Consider the following 17,093-nt stretch of genomic DNA (forward strand, 5'->3'; position numbering starts at 1 on the left):
ATATTTATCCCAATTTCACGTTATCGATGCCTACGATCTTGTCGTAGCACCAGTACAGAAGCATAACGACCGCCAGCAGGATCGTCCCCAACGCCGCAGCCAGTCCCCAGTTCAGCGAGGACGAGATGTGGTACGCAATCCGGTTCGAGATGAAGACACCTTTGGTGCCGCCCACGATTTCAGGCGTGATGTAGTAGCCAATGGCCAGAATGAACACGAGGATCGACCCCGCCCCGATACCGGGGATAGATTGCGGAAAGTAGATCCGCCAGAAGGTTGTCCAGTTGGTCGCCCCCATCGACTTGGCCGCGCGGGTATAGGATTGCGGGATCGTCTGCATCACCGAATACATCGGCAGGATCATGAATGGCAGCAGGATATGCGTCATCGCAACGATCGTACCGATCTGATTGTTGATGATCACAAGCCGGGCATCATCCGCGACCAACCCAAGCCAAACCAGCGTTTCGTTGATAACACCTTGTTGTTGCAGCATCACTTTCCAAGCTGATGTTCGCACCAGAAGCGATGTCCAGAATGGCAACAGCACCAGGATCATCAACAGGTTCGAAACCCGCATCGGCAAGGTCGCCAACAGATATGAAACAGGATAGGCCAGCAGGATACAGGACCCGGTTATGATTAGCGACATGAACAATGTCCGGCCGAACAGCTTTACAAGGATCTGCTTTTCTTCCGGTTGCGCGGCTACACCATCAGGCGTGAGCCTCAAGTCAACTGCGGCAAGGAAATAACCGGGGGTCACGTTGCGGGAATGGGTCTTGATCACACGCCAGTTTTCGACGTCTCCCCACCCTTTTTCTGCATCAATAAGTTTTTCCTTAAACGGCGCATCCGCTTCGGGGTCCCACTTCCTGATCTTGCGACCGGTTTTACGAAACAGTGACGAGATCCCCGGCTCTTCGTAGTTCAACCGCGATCCCAGCCGGGTGTGCTTCTTTTCGGATACTGCAACGATCATGTCGCGGACAAAGGCGTCGTAAACGGCCTCGTCCGGCAATTCGCCGCTTTTTTCATCCCAGGTCTCCAGCGCCACGACCGTCAGGGGCAGCGTCTTTTCCACGATGCCGTTTTCAACCGAACGGAACAGCATCGACGCAATCGGAATAATGAACGAGAACAGGACGAACAGAAGAAGGGGCGCAATCAGTAACAGAGCGCGCAACTTTTGCCGTCGTAGTGAACGTGCCAGAGATTGCTTGAGCGGTGTTCCATCCGCGGCCAGCATCGGTCCTGCGTTTTGGCTTGCGTCAGTCATCTGTGCCCCTTGGTTTTATTGGATCAAGGGGCAGCGGACTGCCCCTTGACTGATTTTGGAACTCAAACGGTTACTGCGACAACCATGCCTGGAACTGCGCGTCCAGGTCATCGCGGTAGTCAGCCCACCATTCGTAGTTGTTCACGAAGGTGTTCTTCGCGTTGCGCGGATCGGTCGGCATGTGTGGTGCCATGTCGATTCCCAGATCGGCGTGCTTATCGACGAGAGGCGCCGAAGATTTTCGTGCCGGACCATACGAGATATATTTTGCCTGATCCGCCAGCCGTTGTGTATCGGACGAGAACCGGATGTAATCCAACGCCCGGGCCTCGCGCTCTGGGCTCAGACCAGCCGGGATTGCCCAGCCGTCCAGATCAAACATCTGCCAGTCCCAAGCCATGCCAACAGGCTGATTTTGCTCGACGATCATAGAGAACAGACGTCCATTGTAAGTGGATCCCATAAAGATCTCGCCATCAGCCAAAAGCTGAACCGGCTCGGCGGCAGCCGACCACCAGATCGTCTGGTCCTTGATCGTATCCAGCTTGGCCAGCGCACGTTCAACACCCTCTTCCGTTTCAAGAGTGTCGTATACGTCTTCGTAAGCTACGCCATCACAAAGAAGCGCCCATTCCATATTGGCGATTGGGCGTTTGTTGAGCGCGCGTTTGCCTGGATACTTCTCAAGGTCGAAAACATCACATGCTCCGGTCGGAGGCTCAACACCTTCGGGCACCATATCGGTGCGATAACCGAAGGTCGTCGAGTACACAATCGTCGGAATGTAGCAAGGCGAGACCAGCTGATCACCAAAATCCTCAGACGCCGGTGTACCATCAGGCGCAGGGGCCAGATGCACGTCTGGGTCAATTTCAATGATCAGACCTTCGTCACACGCACGGATATTGTCAGCCGCTTCAAGATCAACAACGTCCCATGTGACGTTGCCCGCTTCGTTCATGGCCCGCAGCTTGGCGACACCTTCTGGTGAACTGTCGTCATTCAGAATGGTGACGCCTGTCAGTTCAGTATAGGGCTCGTGATACGCTTTAAGCTGCGACTTAGAATATGCACCGCCCCAAGAGACAATCGTCATCTCTTCGGCCATAGCACCGCCAGCAATTGCAGCAACTGCACTGGCAAGCAGAGTGGATTTAGTCACTTTCATAGTTAACTCCCTGTTTAACCCGTTATTTTTGCATTTTGAGACCGGATCACGGGCAACCCGATCATCTGAGTGTCCCGCGTGCCCGGGCGGGCCGCACGGGAAATCTATGGCTCAGGCGTCCAGCGCCCGGCAGTCTTGGGCCAGCCAGCCGATTTCGACTTCCTGACCTGGATGCAGTTTGACCGCATCCGGCGCGTTCCGAGTTTTGATGATAAAGTCATCGTTCCCCGCCACAGAAAGGCGGAAACGGAACACGTCGCCCATGTAAATGAACTCTTTTACCGTTGCCTTCAGCGTATGCGCATCAGCATGCAACCGGTCCTTGTTGAACTCGACCCGCTCTGGACGGATAGATACCTTTGTGCGTTCACCTGCGTTGTGTACGTTGACCGGCTTGGCGTCGATCTCAGACCCATCGTCCAGCGTCACAACACAAGAATCCCCATCAATTGATTTAACAACGCCTTCCAGCGTGTTGTTTTCACCGATGAATTGCGCAACAAAACTGTTTTCGGGTTCTTCGTACAGCAGATCAGGTGGTGCCAACTGCTGAATACGTCCATCATCGAACACGGCAACCCGATCAGACATTGTCAGGGCTTCGGTTTGGTCGTGGGTTACGTAAACCGTGGTAATCCCCAACTCATGCGCCAGACGGGTGATTTCAAACTGCATATGTTCACGCAGTTGTTTGTCCAGTGCGCCCAACGGTTCGTCCATCAAAACCAGTTCGGGTTCGAACACCAGTGCCCGCGCCAGCGCGATCCGCTGTTGCTGACCACCCGAGAGCTGGGCCGGACGGCGGCTGCCAAACGCGCCCATCTGCACCATGTCCAACGCACGCTTGACCTTTTCTTCGCGTTGATCCTTGCCCATCTTCCGTACTTCCAGCGGAAATGAGAGGTTCTCGGCCACAGTCATATGCGGAAAAAGGGCGTAGTTTTGAAACACCATCCCAATTCCGCGTTTATGCGGTGGGATATTGTTGATCGGACGCCCGTCCAACATGATTTCACCATGCGTGGCGGTTTCAAAGCCGGCCAGCATCATCAAACAAGTTGTCTTACCGGAACCTGACGGCCCCAGCATTGTCAGAAACTCACCCTTGGGCAGTGATAGGTTTAAATCTTTTACAACGAGTACTTCGCCATCATAGGACTTTTGGACACGCTGAAACTCGACGAACGCTGCGTCATTTGACATATACCGACTTGGCTCCCTGTGGTCTTTTGTTTGTCCGGTTTATCCGGATCTCAACGACCTATTGGCACCATTTAAGGACACGCGAGGCGCAGCACGCAACCAAAATATGTCGGTTAGATGACAATTTTTGAAACAAGGCCCCCACCTTTAGGTGAGGTTCAGCTTCCTCATGTGCCAAGCAAGGCTTTGATTACTTGACAGAACAGGCTTGTTCAGGCGCTTTTTTATCTCGGGAATTGCATCAAAAGTTCTTATATTAGTGCAGCTTATAAAAACAGCTTCAACCAATGGATCAGCACCAAGTTTAAGTGCTGCTTCAACGATTGAACTTTTAGAAATACGCACAACTTTCGATTCTTCCGCCTCTCCGAACGAGCCAAAAACGTCCATCGACACTCCGTTTTCTGCAAAAGCCCGGCGTAACGGCTCATTCACTTCCTCGATATACGGCGACAGCAGCGCAAACTTCGACACCCCCAGATGCGCGGCACAAGCGGAAGCCGCACGCAACGGGTTCGTGACCACTGCGGCTTGGCACGTCTTTTGAACCATCCGCTCAACCTGTGTTGAGCCGATAACCGAACTGGCCGAAGTACACCCGTAGCCGACAACCTTGTATGGGCGTATCTTGGGCAACAAATCCGCAGCCGCAGGCAGGGCTTTTTCCATTTCTGTCAGCGTATCCGTCGTTACCTCTGTTCCGCTTGGAATGCGCGAGACATAGATCGGGCATCTCAGGTCGGCAAAATAGGCGTTGAATTCGGGTTCAATGGTTTCGTCTGTCTGCAACACAATCAGGCCCATAGGCGACGCGACAGGATCATCTTCGTCCAGCGTATAAGGCAGATAACTCATATCTGGGGCAACTCCGTTCCCACGCGAGGGCTGATAAAACGTGCCCCTCTTTTGGTGATGACTATGTTTTCTTCGTGAACGAGTATCTTGTCTCCGACCGCGATGCCCGGCTCAAGCGTCAGAACCATTCCTTCTTCCAAAACCGTATGGTCAGTTGGGATCAACGACGGCCATTCAGTCAGCGACATCCCCAACCCATGCCCCAATCGGCCCGCACCTGTGTCTTCGCTGTTACGCGACAGGATCGTGTTCATGACGTGAAACAGGTCTGCCGCCGTCTTTCCCGGGCATGCAGCGTCAAAAGCGGCGTCTGATGCTTCGATAAGAGTAGCGTAGGCGTCGCCGACCTCGGCATTGGCGGGCCCGACTGACCAATTGCGATCATAATCACAAAAATATCCATCCCACACCAGACCAGTGTCCAGCATCAGCACATCACCCGGTTTCAACGCTGTTGCGCGGGCCGGAGAAATGACGTCTGTATAACCGCCCTGTTCTGCACCTCCTGCAAGATACGGAACCCAGTCGGCACCTTCCTCAAGGCACAACATCTGAAATCGGCGAAAGACCTCGTCCAGATTCGCACCTTCAGTGGCAATCTCAGGGACGCGCTGGAAGGCCCTCCCCGCAATGGCGCAGGCGGTTTCGATTTTGGCGATTTCCGCTGGAGATTTGACCATACGAAGCGCGCGAAGAATACCGTCGTCACTTCCCAGCCGACGGTTTCCAAGGCGCTTTTGAAGCTGCTGAAGGTCAGCCAACGGCATGCGGACATGAGTCTCGTGCCCATCAGGCAGACCAATTAACACATCCGAAGGACAGATTTCACACAGGGTTTCAGCCAGCAGACTGACACCATCGTCAGTCAAATCCGGGGCACTCCAGGTACGGATGTCATCGACCCAGGTTTGGGCCATCAGCGCTGATCCGATCGAGGGAATGACTGCGATCGGTTTTCCCGTCGCCGGAACAATCAGAAACCACGGGCGCGTCGGGCTTTCCCAAAACCGGGTCAGATAGCCGGTAAAATAGCGAATCTCGGGTTCAGTGGTCAGCAATAAGGCGGACAGCCCCGCTTGCCCCATACGGCGTTGCGCACGGTCGAGCCGAGACTTGAACTCGGAGGTGTCGAAACCTCTCATTCCGCGACCTCGGAAAGGAAACACAGAACGCGGGATTCTGGACCGATGCCCAGAGCCTTACGCACGTCCGAATTCATAACCGCCGCGACGCCTGCCCCACCGGACGCAGTTGTGGCAATGCCTGCTGACGCCATCGCGGAAAGGTGCTTGGTCACTTGCGGATCTGTCAGGGTCAGGAAACTGTCAGCATCTCGTGCTAGCCCATTTAGGGCAATCAGAGACGGCTCTTTGCAATCGAGCCGCCCCATGACGCTGTCAGGGCCATCGGCAAAAACGCAAGCTCCGGCCTCTATGCTCGCCTGCAAGGCAGGTGCTGCGTCCGGTTCAACCACGACGATCTGCGGCTCGTCCCCCCAAATTTTGCGCACATAGGCAGCGACAGCACCGGCCAGCCCGCCGACACCGGCCTGCAACATGATATGGGTTGGCTTTTCTGGGCATTGCCGAATGGCCTCAGCGGCCATCTGCAAATACCCCTCCATCAGTGTATACGGCAGCTCATAGTACCCTTCCCACGAGCTGTCCGACAACAATATCCATCCGTTGTCCTGCGCGGCATTCTCGGCACCTTTCATGCTTGCTGCATAATCCGTACCGCACCGTACAACCTGCGCATTTTGTGCCCGCAATCTGTCGGCAAAGCTTTCGGGCACGGTTTCGGCGATATAGACCACCGCGTCTGCACCGAATATCCGCGCGCCTGCGGCGACGCTCATCCCATGATTGCCCGCACTGGCGGTTACATAAGTGCGCCCTGACAAAGTCGCGCTGTCCGGATTTTCGGAAATATCTGCTGCATGACGCGCAATGACATAGGCCGCCCCTAGTGCCTTGAACGAGCCAAGATTCATTCGGCCACGTTCATCCTTTACCCAAAGCGCGGCGACATCTGCCAAGCCATCGACCGGCAGCAATGGTGTCTCAGCCGCAATAGGGCATTGATTTAACAGATCGGCCACACGGCCTGCATCGGTCGAAGGGTACGGCGCGGCCTCAATCAGCTTTTGGCCACCGCGATGAGGGTTGGATGTTATCTTCAAGTGAGCGTCTTTCCTGAGTTACGCATTGACGTGATCGTATTCCTCAAGTTCTGTCAACAAATCTCGGTCACCACAGGAACCAGCCATGCCTCATACCGACCCGACCTTCAGCCGATCCGAATACGACAGGCGGCTCGCCAAGACACGCGCCGCCATGGCCGCTGCTGATTTGGACGCACTGTTTATCGAAGATCCCTCCAACATGGCATGGTTGACCGGGTATGAGGGCTGGTCGTTTTACGTTCATCAGGGTGTTTTGGTTCTACATGACCGGGACCCAATCTGGTGGGGCCGAAACCAGGATGCCAACGGTGCAAGGCGCACAGTTTGGATGTCAGATGACCGAATTCACGGTTATGCAGACCACTTCGTGCAATCCACCGTCCGCCATCCAATGCAAGACCTAGCAGCCCTGATCCGCGATTGCGGGTTGGCTTCGCGCCGGATCGGCGTTGAACTGGACAATTATTATTACTCGGCCAAAGCCCACCTGACATTGTTGGCAGAGCTACCGCAGGCCGAACTGGTAGATGCAAATGCGCTGGTGAACTGGCAACGGGCGGTGAAATCCGATGAAGAAATCGCCCTGATGCAAAAGGCTGCCCGTATCTCAGAGCATATGATGGACGGCGCGTTGGAACGAATTGAACCTGGCCTGCGGAAAAATGAACTGGTCGCGCAGATTTACCATGACGCGATTTCAGGCGTGGGCGATGACTGGGGCGACTATGCAGCTATCGTTCCTCTGCTCCCTTCGGGGACGGATGCAGCCGCGCCGCATCTGACATGGAATGGTGCGCCTTTGAAATCCGGTGAATGCACGTTCTTTGAGCTATCTGGTTGCTACCGCCGCTATCACGCACCGTTCTGCCGGTCGGTCTTTCTGGGTCAGCCACCCGATTATCTGCGCCGGGCCGAAGCTGCATTGGTCGAAGGGCTGGAAGCCGGACTGGACGCAGCCCGCGCGGGCAATCAGGCGCGCGACATCGCATTGGCGCTGGCTGCGCCGCTGGAGCGCGCCGGGATCGAACGCGGCGCGCGCTGCGGCTATCCGGTGGGTCTCAGCTATCCACCCGATTGGGGAGAGCGCACCATATCCCTGCGCCCCGAGGATGATACCGTTCTAGAACCCGGCATGACCTTCCATTTCATGCCCGGCCTCTGGATGGATGACTGGGGTCTCGAGATTACCGAGTCGATCCTGATCACCGAAACCGGACCCGCAGAATGCTTTTGCAACCGGCCCCGAAAGCTGTTCGTAAAGCCATGACCCTAATCAAAACCACTGAAATCCTTGCAGACCTGATCGCCTTTGAAACAGTCTCTGCCGACAGTAACCTTGAAATCATCCGTTATCTGACCGAACGGCTTGAGGCGCTGGGCGCGCGGTGCATCGAAACGCGAGATGCGACCGGAGCCAAGGCGAATGTCTTTGCTACGCTGGGGCCGGACATGCCCGGCGGCATCCTGCTGTCCGGCCACACGGATGTGGTGCCCGTGGCCGATCAGGACTGGACCACAGACCCGTTTCAGATGACTGAACGGGATGGGCGCCTCTATGGGCGCGGCGCCTGCGACATGAAGGGGTTCATCGCCGCCGCGTTGGCATTTGCCGAGACACTGGATATCAGCAAGCTAACCCAACCTCTGCATTTTGCCTTCACCTATGACGAGGAAACCGGCTGTCTGGGCGCGCAGAACCTTGTCAACGACCTGTCCGAACGCGGCATCGTGCCGGACATCGCCATCATCGGCGAGCCGACCGAGATGCGGGTGATCGAAGGACACAAGGGCTGTTTCGAATACACCACCAGTTTCGTGGGGCTCGAAGGGCACAGCTCGGCCCCTGACGATGGTGTTAACGCTGCGGAATACGCGGCGCGCTATATTGGCAAGCTGCTGGAATTACGCCATATCCTGAAATCCCGCGCGCCAAAGGGCAGCCCGTTTGAGCCGCCTTGGACCACGGTCAATGTCGGGCGCATCTCGGGCGGCGTCGCCCACAATGTCATCGCAAGCAAGGCCGAAGTTGCGTGGGAAATGCGCCCGGTTCAATCGAGCGATGCTGAGTTGGTCCGGAGTACCCTGTCTGATTACGTGCAACATACCTTGTTGCCCGAAATGCAGGCAGTTCACCCTGAGACCAGCATCACGCAAGAAGCAGTGGCAGAAGTCGAAGGGCTTGAACCCATGGACGAAAACGCCGCGCGCGAGCTTGTCGCCGAACTGACCGGGGCCAATGGAACCGGCGTCGTTGCCTTCGCCACCGAAGCCGGGCTGTTCCAGCAGCTGGGTGTGCACGCAATTGTTTGCGGGCCAGGCTCGATCACGCAAGCGCATAAAGCAGATGAATATGTCGAGATCGAACAGCTCGATCTGTGCTGCCGGATGCTGAACCGTCTGGGCCGCCGCCTGATCGCTTAGCCAGTCCCATGTGTGCGATCATAAGCCGAGCGCGACGGTTGAACATGCGCGGCACGTGCGTCCTCGCCCGGATCATAGACCTCCATCACCAGCGGATAACAGGCGGCAACGTCCGAGGAATGCTCGGATGAACAATCCCCACCGGGACAGGCAGAAAGACCCACGGTCAGGTCGATCTCGGCATAGAATTCAAGATAGTCGCCCGGACGCACCGGGCTGGCCTTCATGAAATATTGACCGGTGTTGCGGGTGAAACCAGTGCACATGAAGACGTTTAACACGTCATGTACCAACATCTCGGCCTCGTGCAGCGGCAGATCGCAATGGCTGGCCAACGCGCGGGTCAGGTTGGAATGGCAGCAATAGTGATAGTCATCGCCGGACAACAACCGCCCGGTATAGGGATCACAGCGCGTCCCAATCACGTCGTGAACTGAACCCCCAAAGGCATCGAACCCGTACCAATCCAGCGTATCATCGACGACGGTCGCCATCGGGCGCATGTTGGGAAAGCTCGACCACATGCGATCTCCGGTCGACAGATGTGTGCCGTGCAGAGCGCGGGTTTTGCCAGAATAAAACCGCTCGGTCAGGTCGTGTTTATTCCACATGTTCAGGTCGCCAACCTGCGGACCATCCACCGACACCACCCGAACGAACGCCCCCGCAGGCACATCTATGCAAGCGGCATCCCGCGGAGCGGCCACGGCTTCGGCGGTCTTCTTCGCGCCCTGCCGCAGCTTCGCCAGCGCGCTCAGGTCTGGTTGAACCAACGTCTCGGGCGGGTAGCAGATTACCGGTGCAACAGCCTTGCGTTCGTCGGCATCCGTGGGTGCCGCGAAGTTCGGGTTTTCAAGTTTCATGAACGCTCTCCCCTGCTTTTACACAGGCTTAGCGCATAATGAACGGGTTCGCCATCGGCTCTTGCGCGGTGCTTATCCAGGTGGTTTTGGTACGGGTATAGTCCAGGATCGCCTCGACCCCGGCCTCTCGCCCATAGCCGGACTGATTGAACCCTCCGAAGGGCGCTATCGGGGAAATCGCCCGATATGTGTTCACCCAACAGATCCCGGCCCTTATCCGTTTCGACACCCTATGCGCCCGCGCCAGGTTCTGCGTGAAGACGCCCGAGCCCAAGCCATAAGGTGTGCTGTTCGCAAGCGCGATTGCCTCGTCCTCGGTGTCAAATGGCAGCAGAGACATAACCGGCCCAAACATCTCGACCTTCAGCGTTTCAGTATCGGCTGAGGTGCATTCTACCAGAGTTGGTGTCATGTAGTTGCCCGGACGATCCGCAGCCACCCCGCCAAAACGGATAACCGCACCCTGCCCTTGTGCCTTCGCCAATGTCGTCTCGATCTTGCGCACTTGGGCAGCCGTGCACAGCGGACCAACATGCGTATCCGATTGCAGAGGGTCACCCAGACGAATTGCGCTGGCTTTCTGCTCGATACGCTCAATCAGTGGCTTCAAGATCGACCGATGCACCAAACCGCGCGTCCCAGCCACGCAGCTTTGGCCAGACGCACCAAAGTTACCCGCGATCAGGCCATTGGCTGCCCCGTCTAGATCAGCGTCATCGAACACAAGGATTGGGGACTTACCGCCAAGCTCTAGTGAGGTCACCGCAAAATTCTCGGCCGAGTTTCGCACCACATGCCGCGCGGTTTCTGGCCCTCCGGTAAAGGCGATCCGGTCGATATCGGGATGGCGGGTCAACGGAATGGCGCAGTTCTCGGCATCCCCGGTGATGACCGAAACGACACCGGGCGGAATCCCGGCCTGCTCGATCAGACGCGCAAACTCCAGCATCGGCGCAGGCGCGATTTCCGAGGCTTTCAATACCACCGAACACCCTGCCGCCAAGGCCGGACCCAGCTTTGTGGCTGTCAGGAACATCTGCGCGTTCCACGGCACGATGGCCGCCACAACGCCGATCGGTTCTCGCGTTGTGAAGACGTGCATGTCGGGCTTGTCGATGGGTAGAACTGTGCCTTCGACCTTATCCGCCAGCCCTGCGAAATAGCGGTAATAGTCGACCACATATCCGGTTTGCGCCGATGTTTCCGCAAGCAGTTTGCCGCTGTCCGTGGTTTCAAGCTCACCAAGCCGAGAAGCATGTTCAGCCACCAGATCAGCCAGACGGTACAATAGCTTACCGCGCGCAGTTTGCGTCATATCCCGCCACGCCGGGTCATCCAAAACGCGCTTGGCAGCCGCAACGGCGCGATCGACATCCCCGGCAGACGCGCAAGCAAACGTAGCCCACCCTTGCCCGGTCGCAGGGTTTTCTGACGTCATGATCTGAGCATCTGACCCCTCGGACCATTCTCCATCAATGAACAGTTGAAAATGCGGAAGGTTTCCCATGGTGATCCTCACTGAAAGGCTGGCATAACGTCGTCGATGAACCGCGCCAGTGAGGCGCGCTTGCGGTCGTTTGTCATGCCGCTATCGATCCAAAACGAAAACTCATCATATCCTAGATCCTCGTAACGTTTGATCCGGTCGATCACCTGCTGTGCGGTGCCGAAAGTCAGGTCTTGGCCCAGTTTTTCGCAGGTATACATAGGATTGGCGTCCATTTCGTCTTCAGAGATCGGTTCGATCAAACCTTGCTGAATTGGCCGCTTGTTGAGGAACCACGCGCCGAAATAGTTATAGTACCGCCGCAATTCCTGCACCCCTTGGGCCACGTCAGCGTCGTTTTTGCCCACATAAGTATGGTGCAACAGCATGATCTTCGGGCGCGGCCCAGCGTAGCTGTCACAGGCATCGTTGAACCGGCCCATCAGCGTTTCGATCTCTTCCATGCCTTGCCAGAGCGGCGTGACCTGAATGTTAAAGCCGTTATGCACTCCGAATTCGTGGCTGTTGGGGTCGCGCGCGGCGATCCATATCGGTGGACCGCCGTCCTGCAACGGTTTCGGGGCAGAAGTCGTTGCCGGGAACGAATAGAACTCACCGTCATGCGCACAATCCCCCTTCCATATTTTGGGCAAAAGAGGAGTAGACTCACGCATCTTTTGCCCCGCTTCCCACGCGTCCATGCCCGGTGCCAAGCGCTCGTATTCAAAGGAATAGGCCCCACGTGCGATGCCCAACTCAATCCGGCCCTTGGTAATCTGATCCGCCGCCGCGGCCTCCCCGGCCAGCTTGATCGGATGCCAGAAGGGCGCGACCACAGTCCCGGTGCCCAAACGGACATTCTTTGTGTGATGCGCCAGATCGACCAGAGATAGGAACGGATTCGGGGCAATGGTAAACTCCATCCCGTGATGCTCACCTGTCCAGACAGCACGCATGCCGCCTTCATCAGCCATTTTCACCAGACCGACGAACTCATCGTAGAGCACGTCATGGGGCTGATCGGGCGTCAGACGTTCCATATGCGCAAACAGAGAAAACTCCATCAATCGGCTCCTTTAGCGAAAGTTGTGAATGTCGCCGCGCTCGGCATCGCCCAGATACAGGGCGAAATCCCCTGTCTGGGCTTCGCGCGCAAAGCGGGACATCATGTGGTGAATGCCTTTTGAGGCAAAGGTGAGATCGGGTAGGTCAGCGACGGATACCCATTCAGTTTGTTCAGGTGCCGGGTGCTGATCCGCAAGTGTAAGAAAGAACGTATAGTGCAGCTTGCTCTCGGCATCATTGAACGACGAGTAAACCTGTTCAATCCGGGCATGAATCCCGCGTTTGAACAGCCCTTGTGCCAACCGGTTTCGTTGGCCACCGCGCTCTGCGCCGGAAATCTGGACCGGGCGGAATGTGTCGCCTTCTCGCTCAAGCAGCACCTTGTCGCCGGATGATATGATCGCGCCGCACACGGTCGGGACCTTGGCGTCCATTTCTCGCTCTAGTCCCAGGCTGAAATACGACCCGCCGACGTAGCCCAACCCGTCGCCAGCGGTGTGTGAAAACTCCAACACACGACCGATCAGCACCGTGTGGTCCCCGGTAGGGATGGCTTGATGCGTTTCACAGCAGAACTGAGCGAGGGCGCCGTCAATCAGCGGCAGATCAAGCACACCGTTTTTATGAGCCACTTTAGCGAACCGGTCGCCCTTGTACCCCGCGAAGGTGTTCGACACCTCTTGCTGTCCTTCCGCCAGGATATTCACGGCGAAATGGCTGCATTCAGCAAAGACCTCATAGCTGGACAGAAACTTACCGGGGCACACCAGCAACATCGGAGGATCAAGGGACACCGAAGAAAAGGAATTGGCGGTGAAACCGACCGGGGCGCCTGTCCTATCACGGGCAGTCACGACGGTCACGCCGGTCATGAAGCTGCCAAAGGCATCGCGCAGCGCGCGCAGATCGAGTGAGGTCATGACAAACACTCCCGCAGAAATCGCAATAGCGCAGCGTTGACCTCAGTTGCATGGGTCATCGGCATCATATGTGCTGCATCGGGGATGATCTCGGCCCGCCCCTTCGACGTTAGCTTGGCCATGTCGCGCGACATTTGAGGGGTCGAATTCGGCTCATCCGCACCGGTCAGGAACAACGCCGGACATGTGATCGCTGCCAGTTGCGCCTGAGTTGGGCCATCGCTTTCCGCGAAAACTGTATAGGCGGCCTTGTATGCGCGCGGGTCTACCTGTTGCAGCCACAGGGCGCAGGCGTCGCGTTCAGCCGACGTCTGATCTGCGAACCACCGTTGGAGCGTAACTGCGGGATCATTCGCGCGCTGTTCATCCAAGGCGTGTGCACGCGCCAAAACGGCTTGGCGCGCGGTTTCAGGTCGCTTGAAAATTCCGTTTAGAGCTACAACGCCTTTGACATTTGGATTGCCCGACGCCGCGATGCGCAACGCAATAAGCGCGCCCATCGAGTGCCCGACAAGAACGGCAGGCTCTTGCAAGCAAGCGGTCACTGGTGCGGTATAGCTTTCCAATCCATCCGGTAAAAAAAACGATGCTTCGCCATGTCCGTTCATGTCTGGACACACAACGCGGTATCCACTGGACGCCAACGCGTCGACCTGCCCGCCCCACGCCTCGGCCCGCAGACCGACACCGTGCAACAGAACAACCAGAGGCCCTGTGCCCGCTTCAATCGCGGTCAAACCACCAAACTCAGACCGACGCCGGGTTGTCCACGTCATGACCCAGATCCTTCAAGTCTTGATACCGGTCCCCGATGCGATGATGAGGCCGACCCGAGGTTGCGCCACCCAACACTATGACAACCTCATCCGCGCGCGGGGCATCTGGAATGGCGAATTGCAGTGTCAGGTAATGGGACCGGCGGCCTGCGTCGTTCTTGTCCATCAACGGCACCATGATCGGCGCGTTTGCGGGGCCACGTGTGTTGGTAAAAGACAGATACGATTTCGCAGACACCGCCTGCCGGAAGTGATTGCCGAAATGCAGAGTGTGGATCAGGCCCGAAGCGTGCTCGACCTCGCCATCCAGCCCCACAACGGCGGCCTTGCCATAGGCTTCGATCACATCACCGCTGCCCGCCAAAGCGATCATCCGGCGGGTCAGTTCCTGACCAAGAACCGGGGCAAAACTCAGAATCTCGGGCTGCAGATCTTCGACATAGCGGCCCGCCCACGGGTTCGACACCACTGCGGCCACAGCGAACATCCTCCACGGGCGCCCGGCCTTGCGAAATCCTTCAACCAGAACCTCTTCGTCATAGGTCACGATTTTCCGAATATTTGGCTCCACAGGCGCCCCCTTTTCTGTCGTGGGCATACTATCCTCGCCCAAGGTCCGCTTTGACAAACGAAAGAACTTTGGTCTTAGGTATTAATGAATCTAATATGTAGGTTACCAATGTCGAAATCCCTGCCCCCGTTGACATGGTTCAGATCGTTCGAAGCCGCGGCCCGACGGCTGAGCTCGACCGCCGCCGCCGAGGAGATCGGCCTGACGCAATCCGCCGTCAGCCAGCAGATCAGGTCGTTGGAAACGCGACTGGGTGTGGTGCTGTTTCACCGGCATGCGCGCGGGCTGTCCCTGACCGACGAAGGTCGCAAACTGCTGCCGCAGGTCGAAGCCGCGCTTGAGATGCTGCACTCCGCAGCCTCGCCCTATCTTGCCGAGGAACGGGCGCGGCATATTACCGTTGCGGCCTCGGTCAGTGTGCTGGAATGGGTGATTTCCCCGGCCCTGCCCCGGTTTCAGCAGCAGAATCCCGATACCTCCGTGCGGTTCGTCAGTACAATCTGGCCCGATGAATTCGCCGCCTCACGCGCAGATGTCGAGATTCGGTTCGGGTCTGAAAAGCAGGTTGGTCGGGATGCGACAGCACTGCGACCCAATCACCTGATCGCTGTGAAAGCACCACAGCTTTCGGGCGGCCTGCAAGACCTGCCGCTGATCGGAACTGTTGGAACATCGGACAATTGGGGATCTTGGGCCGAAGCGACAAATCGGCCGGTTGGTGCCCCTGCGTTCTATGTCGATTCCTATGGCCTTGCCCTGCAATTGGCCACAACTGGTAACGGTGTTGCTTTGGTCAACGCTCTGATAGCCAATCACGCCCTGCAATCCGGTCAGGTGGTGCTTGCGTCCGAAGCCTCTGCCCCGGCCAGCGAAGGGTATTTTCTGGCGGTTCAGCGCCGCTCGCCCGAGGTTGACGCATTTGTCCAGTGGTTTACCGATATTCAGCGCGAACAGACGCACAATCAAGTCTGATTCAAACAAGTCGATGTCGCATCTGAGGATATTCAAACGCCTCAAAATAGTGAATTCTGGCGAAAAAGGTCCGATTCATGCGATATTCCGGCTTTCGAGTCATCAAAGAGGCGCTCACCGGCCACAAAGGGTGGAAACCGGTCTGGCGCGAGCCCGAACCCAAGGCGCATTACGACATCGTCGTGATTGGTGGCGGTGGTCATGGACTGGCCACGGCGCACTACCTGTCCAAGGTCTATGGTCAGCGCAACGTGGCCGTGGTGGAAAAGGGCTGGATCGGTGGCGGCAATGTTGGGCGGAACACCACCATTGTGCGTTCGAACTACATGCTCGACGGGAACGAACCGTTCTACGAGTTCTCGATGAAACTGTGGGAAGGACTTGAGCAAGACCTGAACTACAACGCCATGATGAGCCAACGCGGGATCATCAACCTGTTCCACACCGACGGCCAGCGCGATGCCTATACACGGCGCGGCAACGCGATGATCCTGAACGGCGCGGATGCCGAGCTTTTGGATGCCGAGCAGGTGCGTAAGGAACACCCCTATCTGAATTTCGACGACGCCCGCTTTCCGATCAAAGGCGGCCTGGTGCAGCGACGTGCAGGAACAGCCCGCCACGATGCAGTAGCCTGGGGCTTTGCCCGGTCGGCGGATTTGCATGGCGTGGATATCATCCAGAATTGCGAGGTGAGCGGTCTACGGATCGAGAACGGCAAATGTCTGGGGGTCGAGACCACCAAGGGCTTCATCGGCGCGAACAAAGTGGGTTGCGCGGTTGCCGGCAGTTCCAGCCGTGTGATGGGAATGGCCGGTATGCGTCTGCCTATCGAAAGCCACGTCCTGCAGGCCTTTGTATCCGAAGGGCTGAAGCCGGTTCTGCCCAGCGTCATCACCTTTGGCGCGGGCCACTTCTATGTCAGCCAGTCCGACAAGGGCGGGCTGGTCTTTGGCGGCGATATCGACGGCTATAACACCTATGCCCAACGCGGCAACCTGCCCGTGGTCGAGGATGTTTGCGAAGGTGGCATGGCCCTGATGCCGATGATCGGGCGCGCGCGCCTGCTGCGGATGTGGGGCGGCGTGATGGACATGTCGATGGATGGATCGCCCATCATCGACCGCACTCCGGTCGAAGGGCTCTATTTCAACGGTGGCTGGTGTTACGGCGGGTTCAAGGCGACCCCGGCCTCGGGCCATTGCTTTGCGCACCTTCTGGCGAAAGACGAACCACATCCTGTCGCTACCGCCTATCGCCTCGACCGGTTCCAGACCGGCCGGATGATCGACGAAAAAGGCGTGGGCAACCAGCCCAACCTGCACTGAG

The 17,093-nt window shown here is 57.2% G+C and carries 16 protein-coding genes; 4 read left to right on the forward strand and 12 right to left on the reverse strand.

Going from position 1 to position 17,093, the window contains the following annotated elements:
• Window positions 1–4: 4 nt before the first annotated feature.
• The 6 genes from GOW93_RS01660 to GOW93_RS01685 form a co-directional block, all read right to left on the reverse strand.
• The gene (locus tag GOW93_RS01660; protein ID WP_170381328.1) at window positions 5–1,279 is read right to left on the reverse strand and encodes an ABC transporter permease; all 1,275 of its coding nucleotides are present in this window, start codon (window positions 1,277–1,279) and stop codon (window positions 5–7) included.
• 70 nt (window positions 1,280–1,349) lie between these two features.
• Window positions 1,350–2,447 (reverse strand): ABC transporter substrate-binding protein, encoded by a 1,098-nt coding sequence (locus tag GOW93_RS01665; protein ID WP_170381329.1) that lies wholly within the window; start codon window positions 2,445–2,447, stop codon window positions 1,350–1,352.
• A 111-nt stretch (window positions 2,448–2,558) separates the two neighbouring features.
• Window positions 2,559–3,650 (reverse strand): ABC transporter ATP-binding protein, encoded by a 1,092-nt coding sequence (locus tag GOW93_RS01670; protein ID WP_170381330.1) that lies wholly within the window; start codon window positions 3,648–3,650, stop codon window positions 2,559–2,561.
• A 147-nt stretch (window positions 3,651–3,797) separates the two neighbouring features.
• Entirely contained in the window at window positions 3,798–4,454 is a 657-nt protein-coding gene (locus GOW93_RS01675) for a maleate cis-trans isomerase family protein (RefSeq protein ID WP_254443430.1), read from the reverse strand.
• 47 nt (window positions 4,455–4,501) lie between these two features.
• Window positions 4,502–5,647, reverse strand: a complete 1,146-nt coding sequence (locus GOW93_RS01680) for a M24 family metallopeptidase (protein WP_170381332.1) — start codon at window positions 5,645–5,647, stop codon at window positions 4,502–4,504.
• Window positions 5,644–6,687 carry a pyridoxal-phosphate dependent enzyme gene (locus GOW93_RS01685; protein ID WP_170381333.1) on the reverse strand — a complete coding sequence of 348 codons (1,044 nt, stop codon included), beginning with the start codon at window positions 6,685–6,687 and terminating at the stop codon, window positions 5,644–5,646. The genes GOW93_RS01680 and GOW93_RS01685 overlap by 4 nt, the downstream gene beginning before the upstream one ends.
• Before the next feature lie 85 nt (window positions 6,688–6,772).
• Between GOW93_RS01685 and GOW93_RS01690 the strand changes: the two genes are divergently transcribed.
• Both GOW93_RS01690 and argE read left to right on the forward strand, forming a co-directional pair.
• Window positions 6,773–7,957 (forward strand): M24 family metallopeptidase, encoded by a 1,185-nt coding sequence (locus tag GOW93_RS01690; protein ID WP_170381334.1) that lies wholly within the window; start codon window positions 6,773–6,775, stop codon window positions 7,955–7,957.
• Window positions 7,915–9,111: an acetylornithine deacetylase gene (argE, locus tag GOW93_RS01695; RefSeq protein WP_438826181.1), complete on the forward strand. Its 1,197-nt coding sequence runs from the start codon at window positions 7,915–7,917 to the stop codon at window positions 9,109–9,111. The genes GOW93_RS01690 and argE overlap by 43 nt, the downstream gene beginning before the upstream one ends.
• Here argE and GOW93_RS01700 read toward each other — a convergent pair.
• The 6 genes from GOW93_RS01700 to GOW93_RS01725 are packed head-to-tail and all read right to left on the reverse strand — an operon-like array spanning window position 9,108 to window position 14,792.
• On the reverse strand, window positions 9,108–9,974 hold the full coding sequence (locus GOW93_RS01700) for an urea carboxylase-associated family protein (protein ID WP_170381336.1): 867 nt from the start codon (window positions 9,972–9,974) through the stop codon (window positions 9,108–9,110). The two genes, argE and GOW93_RS01700, sit on opposite strands and share 4 nt — an antisense overlap.
• Before the next feature lie 28 nt (window positions 9,975–10,002).
• Window positions 10,003–11,481 carry an aldehyde dehydrogenase gene (locus tag GOW93_RS01705; RefSeq protein WP_170381337.1) on the reverse strand — a complete coding sequence of 493 codons (1,479 nt, stop codon included), beginning with the start codon at window positions 11,479–11,481 and terminating at the stop codon, window positions 10,003–10,005.
• Window positions 11,482–11,489: 8 nt separating this feature from the next.
• Window positions 11,490–12,524, reverse strand: coding sequence for an LLM class flavin-dependent oxidoreductase (locus GOW93_RS01710; protein ID WP_170381338.1), 1,035 nt, complete (start codon window positions 12,522–12,524; stop codon window positions 11,490–11,492).
• 12 nt (window positions 12,525–12,536) lie between these two features.
• On the reverse strand, window positions 12,537–13,445 hold the full coding sequence (locus GOW93_RS01715; protein WP_170381339.1) for a flavin reductase family protein: 909 nt from the start codon (window positions 13,443–13,445) through the stop codon (window positions 12,537–12,539).
• A complete protein-coding gene (locus tag GOW93_RS01720; RefSeq protein ID WP_170381340.1) occupies window positions 13,442–14,221 on the reverse strand; it encodes an alpha/beta fold hydrolase in 780 nt (259 codons plus the stop codon). The genes GOW93_RS01715 and GOW93_RS01720 overlap by 4 nt, the downstream gene beginning before the upstream one ends.
• Window positions 14,193–14,792 (reverse strand): amino acid synthesis family protein, encoded by a 600-nt coding sequence (locus GOW93_RS01725; RefSeq protein WP_368039633.1) that lies wholly within the window; start codon window positions 14,790–14,792, stop codon window positions 14,193–14,195. Before GOW93_RS01725 ends, GOW93_RS01720 begins: the two co-directional genes overlap by 29 nt.
• Before the next feature lie 108 nt (window positions 14,793–14,900).
• On the opposite strand from GOW93_RS01725, the gene GOW93_RS01730 reads away from it, so the two are divergent.
• Both GOW93_RS01730 and GOW93_RS01735 read left to right on the forward strand, forming a co-directional pair.
• Complete coding sequence (locus GOW93_RS01730) at window positions 14,901–15,764, forward strand: LysR family transcriptional regulator (RefSeq protein WP_170381342.1); 864 nt, start codon at window positions 14,901–14,903, stop codon at window positions 15,762–15,764.
• A gap of 77 nt (window positions 15,765–15,841) precedes the next feature.
• Window positions 15,842–17,092, forward strand: a complete 1,251-nt coding sequence (locus GOW93_RS01735; protein ID WP_170381343.1) for a sarcosine oxidase subunit beta family protein — start codon at window positions 15,842–15,844, stop codon at window positions 17,090–17,092.
• Window position 17,093: the final 1 nt, after the last annotated feature.

The organism is Ruegeria atlantica, from assembly GCF_013032455.1.
GTDB lineage: Bacteria > Pseudomonadota > Alphaproteobacteria > Rhodobacterales > Rhodobacteraceae > Ruegeria > Ruegeria atlantica_B.

What these genes read in the sequence shown, in the direction of transcription:
- GOW93_RS01735 (WP_170381343.1), top strand. Translation starts at nt 15,842, where the DNA reads ATGCGATATTCCGGCTTTCGAGTCATCAAAGAGGCGCTCACCGGCCAC.
- GOW93_RS01675 (WP_254443430.1), bottom strand. Translation starts at nt 4,454, where the DNA reads ATGGGCCTGATTGTGTTGCAGACAGACGAAACCATTGAACCCGAATTC.
- GOW93_RS01720 (WP_170381340.1), bottom strand. Translation starts at nt 14,221, where the DNA reads ATGACGTGGACAACCCGGCGTCGGTCTGAGTTTGGTGGTTTGACCGCG.
- GOW93_RS01690 (WP_170381334.1), top strand. Translation starts at nt 6,773, where the DNA reads ATGCCTCATACCGACCCGACCTTCAGCCGATCCGAATACGACAGGCGG.
- GOW93_RS01670 (WP_170381330.1), bottom strand. Translation starts at nt 3,650, where the DNA reads ATGTCAAATGACGCAGCGTTCGTCGAGTTTCAGCGTGTCCAAAAGTCC.
- GOW93_RS01660 (WP_170381328.1), bottom strand. Translation starts at nt 1,279, where the DNA reads ATGACTGACGCAAGCCAAAACGCAGGACCGATGCTGGCCGCGGATGGA.
- GOW93_RS01680 (WP_170381332.1), bottom strand. Translation starts at nt 5,647, where the DNA reads ATGAGAGGTTTCGACACCTCCGAGTTCAAGTCTCGGCTCGACCGTGCG.
- GOW93_RS01715 (WP_170381339.1), bottom strand. Translation starts at nt 13,445, where the DNA reads ATGACCTCACTCGATCTGCGCGCGCTGCGCGATGCCTTTGGCAGCTTC.
- GOW93_RS01730 (WP_170381342.1), top strand. Translation starts at nt 14,901, where the DNA reads ATGTCGAAATCCCTGCCCCCGTTGACATGGTTCAGATCGTTCGAAGCC.
- GOW93_RS01665 (WP_170381329.1), bottom strand. Translation starts at nt 2,447, where the DNA reads ATGAAAGTGACTAAATCCACTCTGCTTGCCAGTGCAGTTGCTGCAATT.
- GOW93_RS01705 (WP_170381337.1), bottom strand. Translation starts at nt 11,481, where the DNA reads ATGGGAAACCTTCCGCATTTTCAACTGTTCATTGATGGAGAATGGTCC.
- GOW93_RS01710 (WP_170381338.1), bottom strand. Translation starts at nt 12,524, where the DNA reads ATGGAGTTTTCTCTGTTTGCGCATATGGAACGTCTGACGCCCGATCAG.
- argE (WP_438826181.1), top strand. Translation starts at nt 7,915, where the DNA reads ATGCTTTTGCAACCGGCCCCGAAAGCTGTTCGTAAAGCCATGACCCTA.
- GOW93_RS01700 (WP_170381336.1), bottom strand. Translation starts at nt 9,974, where the DNA reads ATGAAACTTGAAAACCCGAACTTCGCGGCACCCACGGATGCCGACGAA.